At 29.3% G+C, this 7,065-nt stretch carries 8 protein-coding genes and 1 rRNA gene; 7 read left to right on the top strand and 2 right to left on the bottom strand.

Features of this window, described 5'->3' with window-relative positions; all coding sequences use genetic code 11:
* Positions 1-169: ribosomal RNA gene (locus BUB83_RS14375) — 16S ribosomal RNA — on the bottom strand; the annotation flags it as partial.
* A gap of 1,079 nt (positions 170-1,248) precedes the next feature.
* Between BUB83_RS14375 and BUB83_RS14370 the strand changes: the two genes are divergently transcribed.
* The 7 genes from BUB83_RS14370 (at position 1,249) to BUB83_RS22485 (ending at position 6,122) form a co-directional block, all read left to right on the top strand.
* Positions 1,249-1,692, top strand: a complete 444-nt coding sequence (locus BUB83_RS14370; RefSeq protein ID WP_073339154.1) for a GNAT family N-acetyltransferase — start codon at positions 1,249-1,251, stop codon at positions 1,690-1,692.
* Between the two features lie 83 nt (positions 1,693-1,775).
* Positions 1,776-2,705 carry a D-alanine--D-alanine ligase gene (locus tag BUB83_RS14365; protein ID WP_073339153.1) on the top strand — a complete coding sequence of 310 codons (930 nt, stop codon included), beginning with the start codon at positions 1,776-1,778 and terminating at the stop codon, positions 2,703-2,705.
* 26 nt (positions 2,706-2,731) lie between these two features.
* On the top strand, positions 2,732-4,204 hold the full coding sequence (locus BUB83_RS14360; protein WP_073339152.1) for an aminotransferase-like domain-containing protein: 1,473 nt from the start codon (positions 2,732-2,734) through the stop codon (positions 4,202-4,204).
* Positions 4,205-4,623: 419 nt separating this feature from the next.
* Entirely contained in the window at positions 4,624-4,980 is a 357-nt protein-coding gene (locus BUB83_RS21325; protein WP_159434093.1) for a metallophosphoesterase, read from the top strand.
* 158 nt (positions 4,981-5,138) lie between these two features.
* Positions 5,139-5,438, top strand: coding sequence for a metallophosphoesterase family protein (locus BUB83_RS21320; RefSeq protein WP_084133582.1), 300 nt, complete (start codon positions 5,139-5,141; stop codon positions 5,436-5,438).
* A gap of 18 nt (positions 5,439-5,456) precedes the next feature.
* Positions 5,457-5,768: a GNAT family N-acetyltransferase gene (locus BUB83_RS14350; RefSeq protein WP_242950687.1), complete on the top strand. Its 312-nt coding sequence runs from the start codon at positions 5,457-5,459 to the stop codon at positions 5,766-5,768.
* A gap of 177 nt (positions 5,769-5,945) precedes the next feature.
* Positions 5,946-6,122, top strand: a complete 177-nt coding sequence (locus BUB83_RS22485; protein WP_242950686.1) for a DUF6483 family protein — start codon at positions 5,946-5,948, stop codon at positions 6,120-6,122.
* Between the two features lie 9 nt (positions 6,123-6,131).
* On the opposite strand, the gene BUB83_RS14345 is transcribed toward BUB83_RS22485, so the two are convergent.
* Positions 6,132-7,064 carry an ABC transporter permease gene (locus tag BUB83_RS14345; RefSeq protein ID WP_073339151.1) on the bottom strand — a complete coding sequence of 311 codons (933 nt, stop codon included), beginning with the start codon at positions 7,062-7,064 and terminating at the stop codon, positions 6,132-6,134.
* Position 7,065 lies beyond the last annotated feature (1 nt).

Raw genomic sequence — 7,065 nt, 5'->3', positions numbered from 1 at the left:
GGTATTAATCTTCCTTTCGGAAGGCTATCCCCCACTTCGAGGTAGGTTGCCCACGTGTTACTCACCCGTCTGCCGCTAATCCGTTCCCGAAGGAACTTCATCGCTCGACTTGCATGTGTTAAGCACGCCGCCAGCGTTCGTCCTGAGCCAGGATCAAACTCTCAATTTAAAAAGTTTAATCTGTTTACTCATTTACTTAAATTATTGACTGGCATTTTACATAGAATCCATTACTGGAATTTATTCTATCATTCTCTGTTTAATTTTCAAAGATCAATTTCTGTTTTGTGAATTTCTTGTTACCATCTTGCGACAGCTTATCTAGAATATCACTTATTTTCCATGTTGTCAAGAGTTTTTTCAAAACTTATCTTTCGACATTTTTCTTAGTTCTCTTGGCGACAAGGAGTATCTTATCATTTATATTTAATCTACTTTTCTATCTAATAGCTCATTACAAGAATTTAACTAACTACACATATGTATTTCTAAGTTTTTCTTGACATTGCTTATAATGACACACTAGGAACAGTTTATAGTTCTTATAAGCTTTCATTACCTCAATAAGTAATGCGTCCCTCATTATCTAACATTTAAATCCGGATATTTAATTTCTTATATAGTAAGCTCTTACCTTTTATTTTACTTACTATATATTCAAAATTATTATTTATTAAGCATCTTTAATTAATATATATATCTTTATTTAATTCATAGTTTAATTTTAGGTATCGATTTAAATGCCCCTGCTGCATAATCTACGCCATTTCTTCTTTGTAAGAAAACACATCTCACCACATCTAGAAAATCCTAATCACATATATCTGTCTTATACAATGTAACTCCATTTTCCATCCAAATAGAATTTTTATCATCATACTTTAATAGCATAAAAATTCCAACTCTGATTCTTGAAATCACCTAAGCATCCTCAACCCATTCATCAATATCCATTGCACATGACAATAAAACATCTACAACATCTCCAACAACTTCCTCTCCACTATAATTTCCCATTTTTTTATAGTTGCAATTGCTCTATATTCATTGTTTTTACCCATTTCAATTTTAATGTTTTTAGTATCAACTACTTCTCCTTTGAAAACAGAAGTATTCCACTCATTAAAAATCCATCATATTAGAGTTAGTTAACTTGATATTATTTTCTATATTGAATATAATTTAGAAAACAATCTATTTATTATAATAATTTAATTTATTTATAAGCTAACACATAGGAGGAGAATAATGAACTGGCAAATCAAAAAATTCAACGAACTAACTGCACTAGAACTTTACAAAATACTTAAAGAGAGAATTAATGTTTTCATAATTGAGCAAAACTGCCCTTACCCTGATTGTGATAACAAAGATTTGGAATCGTATCATATATATTGTGAGGATAAAGGTGAAGTCATTGCTTATGCGCGCATACTTCCTAAAGGAATATCTTATAAAGAAATGTCCATAGGAAGAATTTTAACAAAACATGATCGTCGTGGTGAAAATTTAGGTTTTCATTTAGTAAAAAACGCTTTAGCTTTCATTGAAAATGAACTTAATGAAACTGAAGTAAAAATATCCGCTCAGAAATATGCTGAAGGTTTTTATAATAAGGTAGGTTTTATAACTATTTCCGAAGAATATTTAGAAGATGATATACCTCATATAAAGATGCTTTACAGAAAATAACCACCTTGGCATAAAAATCGCCTTAGGGTGGTTCTTTCTTTTGCATAGCTTAAATCATAGAATATATTAAAGGAGATGAGTTTATGCAGATAGGCGTTATTATGGGAGGAGATTCTACCGAAAGGGATATTTCCTTAATGACAGGCAATGAAATAATAAAAAACTTAGATGAAGAAAAATATGAAGTATTTCCCATTCCTATAAATACAAGATTTCAATTAATTGATCAGATCCGGGATTTAAGTTTTGCTTTTATAGCATTACATGGTGAATTTGGAGAGGATGGTAGAATACAATCTCTTCTTGAAACAATGCATGTCCCTTATACAGGATGTGGAGTTTTAACTAGTGCTTTATGTATGAATAAAATTATGAGTAAAAGAATTTTCAAGAGTAGCTGTATAAAAACTCCCAAATGGATATCCATTAATCTAGAAAACTATAAATCTTATACTTCTAAAGAAACTTTTATAAAAGACATTCCTATAAAAAAATTAGGATATCCTCTTGTAGTAAAACCTAGTAATGGCGGATCAAGTATTGGAGTTTTCATTGCTAAAAATGAGAATGAGTTATTTCACTCAATTAAATTGTGTTTTGAATTAGATAAAGAAGTGTTAATTGAAGAGTTTGTACAAGGTGAAGAAATCACAGTTAGTATGTTAAACAAAGAAGTCTTACCTATTATTTCAATAAAACCCAAAGCTAACTTTTTTAATTTCCATTCTAAGTATAATAAGGACGGCGCAGAAGAGAAAATTATAAATTTACCTAATGATTTAAATGATAAAGTAACAAAAATCTCTAAAACTTGTTGGGAACAATTTGGTTTACAAGTCTATGCCAGAATTGATATGATAATTAGTAGGGAACAAGTTTATGTTTTAGAAATTAACACACTTCCAGGAATGACAGAAAATAGTTTGATTCCTAAAAGCGCTAATGCTTATGGTCTTACTTATAGTGAACTATTGGATAAAATTATAGAGTACTCTTTATTAATTAATAGATAATAAATTAAATAGCTAGGAGGCGTCTTATGGTATTCGATTTTAAAATAAATGATAAAGAAAAGAAATATCTTCAAATTTATAGTCAACTTAAAAATATGATTTATAGTAAGATGCTTGCACCAGATAGTAAACTTCCATCAACCAGAGAACTTTCAAGTCTTATTTGTGTAAGCCGAAATTCTATCATGTCGGCTTATGAATTATTAGAACAGGAAGGATTGATATATTCTATACGAAACAAAGGATCTTATGTAAAAAAATTGGTTGCTGATGAAAATAAGGAATGCTCCTGGATTATTCCCTGGGAAATAAAAACAACTGCTTATGCGAAAATTGCGGAGAAAACCGATATTATAAAAAATGAATCTGTTTATAAGAAAGGTATGATATCTTTCAAAACTATAGCCCCAGATGAGAATCTTTTTCCTATTGAAGAAGTCAAAAAATCTGTTTTGAATATACTCTCTAATGAAGGTGAGAAAATACTTAATTATGGTTATGCTAAAGGATATGATAAACTTATTAATTTTCTATTATCATATATGACTTCTAAAGGAGTTGATACTACTAATAAAAGCATCCTTATTACTAATGGGTTTACTGAAGGATTTGATTTAACTCTATCTACAATTTTAAATAAAGGCGATAAAATCCTATGTGAAAATCCAACTCATAACACCGCTCTTAAAATAATGAAGTTACAAGGTCTTGATATAATAGGCGTGGATATGACTGCAGATGGAATTGATATAACCCAATTAAGTGATAAAATCAAAAATAACAAAGTAAAAGCAGGTTTCTTTGTGCCCTCTTACCATAATCCCACTGGCCTTGTCATGTCTTATGATAAAAGAAATCTTTTATATACAATTATGAAAGAAAATAATATTCCAATAATCGAAGATGGTTTTAATGAAGAGCTTCAATTGAAAAGCGATCACATTTCCCCCTTAGCTGCCATTAGTAATAATGATAATTCTGTAATTTATATTGGAAGTTTATCAAAAATTTTATTTCCAGGCTTAAGAATTGGTTGGATACTGGGAGACAAAAAACTCATTAATGCTATGGAAAGCATCAAAAGAAGTAAAAATATTCATACCTCATCTTTAGACCAAGCTATTTTATATGATTATTTGAAAAACGGTAATTTTGAAAAATACCTTAAGAAGATTAGAACTGTATATAATGAGAAATTCAATTTAGCAATAAAGCTAGCAAAAGAATATATCCCTCACCAGTATATAACTGGAGATGGTGGTCTTTACATTTTTATAAAACTAAAGAATATTGATGCACGTAAGCTCTTGAGCAAATGTATTGATAAAGGGGTTATTTTTACTCCAGGTGATATATTTTATACACAATCCATTGACACATTACACAGCACCTCCTCTTTAGTGGGATGGGATACTCTTAGACTTGGATTTTCAAGATTAACTCTTTGTGACATTGAAAAAGGTGTGAAAATAATTGGCCATGAGTGTTTAACTTTATAAATTCTCGTTTTTATACCTTTTTAACATCCTCATTATAAATAAATCAAACATTTTCCTAATTTATTGATAATAATTTCTAATTAATATTTACTTCCTTTAGGAATTATGTTAGCAGTAAAATTAATCCCATCTTCTATTTTGGAAGAATGTAGGCAGCAGTCAAATGATATTTTTAAAGAGGGGAAGCAAAATAATTTGATAGCTGGGGTAGCCATTATTTTTATTTGGATTGTTCTAATTGTAATTCTACTTAAGAAAATATTTTAACAAATAAGTATTTTCATCTTATTTCTAAATTTCTCAAAATAAAATACTTTTTATATTGTGTACCTTAATTTAAGCTATCATATCAATATTGGAATATAATATTTTATTATAAGGAGGTCTTTTTTATAATTAAACAATCAAAACGCTATAAATTGACTTTTACACTCTTGCTTATATCTATAACGATTTTTGTATATTGTTATGCTCAAAACAATTCCATAAAGGTTCAAAATATAAAAGTTGAAATAACTGATTTGTCAAAAGAATTAGAAGGTATAAAAATAGCCCATATTTCTGATGTCCATTTACCCAAAAATGCTTCTAATATAGATACTATTTTAAACAAAGTGAAAAAGCAAAAACCTGACATAATAGTACTCACAGGTGACCTTATTGATAAAAGTGCTGATTTGAACACATGTGGCTTAGAAAAGTTATGCAAAGGTTTATCTGAAATCACAAATACTTATCTGTTACAGGTAATCATGAGATTCGGAGTGGGAATATAGATGAGTGGACAAGTATTCTAACAAATAATGATATTAGAATCGTTGATAACAAACTAGAAATATACACAAAAAACCAGCAAAATATTGCAATTCTAGGTTTAACTGATGAGGCTACATATGACCCTAAAAATTTTAAAGACATTGATAAAATCAAAGATATGCCAGTAATTTTATTAGCTCATCGCCCTGAATTATTTGAATCCTATTCATCTTCTGATAATAGCATTAGTCCTACCATAGTTTTTTCTGGACATGCTCATGGAGGTCAATTTAGAATTCCTTTTATGAGTAAAGGCATTATCGCCCCAAATCAAGGTTTATTCCCTGAATACACTTCTGGATTATACAAGCTTAATAATACTAACATGATAGTGAGTAGAGGATTAGGAAATAGCATTATCCACGTACGAACAAATAATAGCACTGATTTACCAATTATTAAGCGAGATAGAAAATAAAAAATATGGAGGTCTCCTATGGAAAATTTAAAGATAAGAAATTTTAAAACTAATGATGCAACTACTCTATCAAATATAATTTGCAGAAATTTTTTGGAAGTTAATATAAAAGATTATCCAAAAGAAGAAATGGAACATTTATCATCAATTTATACTTCAGATAAATTACTAGAGATTACTAGCTATGCACATATGTATGTTGCTTGTATAGACAATAAAATTATTGGTTGTGGAGCAATTTCAAGTTTTTGGGGAAGCCAAGATGAAAGTATTCTTTTAACAATTTTTGTTTCACCTGAATTACATGGAAATGGTATAGGAAAAAAATAATTGAAACATTAGAGTCTGATGAATATTTTTTAAGATCAAAAAGAATTGAGATACCATCATCAATTACTGCTTGTGAATTTTATAAAAAATGGGCTATGATTATAAAGATGGGATACTAAAATTAGATGATGAAGGACATTACCGATTAGAAAAATTCAAATAGAATTTATATAATTAATGGATAAACTATTTAATATTAATTTTTATTTTTATAATTTACTATTGAAAAAAAGTCATGATGAATTATATAAAAATAACTTTTCAAGAAGTGAAATTTATCAAGGATTAGAAGCTATAAAAAGTTTTAGCCAAATAAAAAGGCTTTCCTCCAAAGAAAAGCCTTTTTTACTATAAATAAAATTTCTATCTTTCTTCTCTAAAATAAGGTTGCCCTAATCCTTGAGGTCCTGCATTCTTATTATTTTTGATAGATGAAATAACCAAAATCACTATTGTAACTAAGTAAGGTAACATATCTATAAAATAAAGTGAAACGTAGTGTGTCAATGCTTCAAATCTGAAAGCTATAATATCCAAGCCTCCAAATAAAAACGCTCCTAAGATTGCTTTATATGGATTCCAAGCTGCAAATATTACTAAAGCAACTGCGATCCAACCTCTTCCCGCTGTAATATTTTCTTGCCAAGATGGTATATAAACCAAAGATAAATAAGCTCCACCAATACCACATAAAGCGCCACCTATAAGCACATGCACATATTTATATAAATTAACATTTATACTTGCCGCATCTGCACATCCTGGATTTTCTCCTACTGCTATAAGATTCAAGCCTTTACGAGTATTATAAAAATAGATTCCCATAACTATAGCACAAACATATCCAAAATACACAAATATATTATGAGTAAAAAATATAGGGCCAATGAAAGGTATTTTAGATAACAAAGGGACATTCATTGTTCCAAAAAAATTCTTTATTGTTTGTGGAACTACTTCCCCCATCAAAGGTTTTCCTACCAATGAAGAGAACCCTGTTCCAAAAATAGTTAATGTCAAACCAGTAACTACTTGATTAGCTCTCAATCCTATGGTTAAAAATCCATAAATTAACGCACCAAAAGCTCCTGCAAAAGCTGCTGCTAATATTGCTAAAATAGGGTTTCCTGTTTTAATTCCTACAACAAATCCCATAACAGCGCCCATTAACATCATACCTTCTACTCCCAAATTCAAGTTACCAGATTTTTCAGTTAAAATTTCTCCTAATGTAGCAAAAAGAATTGGAGTACCTGAAACTATTGCTGCTGTTAAAAAAGCTATCACCATATTCATA

Origin of the sequence: Clostridium grantii DSM 8605 (assembly GCF_900129965.1) — a bacterium.
GTDB lineage: Bacteria > Bacillota > Clostridia > Clostridiales > Clostridiaceae > Clostridium_AF > Clostridium_AF grantii.
The sequence above is the reverse complement of the archived record's forward strand: the minus strand, read 5'-3'. Positions and strand labels throughout refer to the sequence as shown.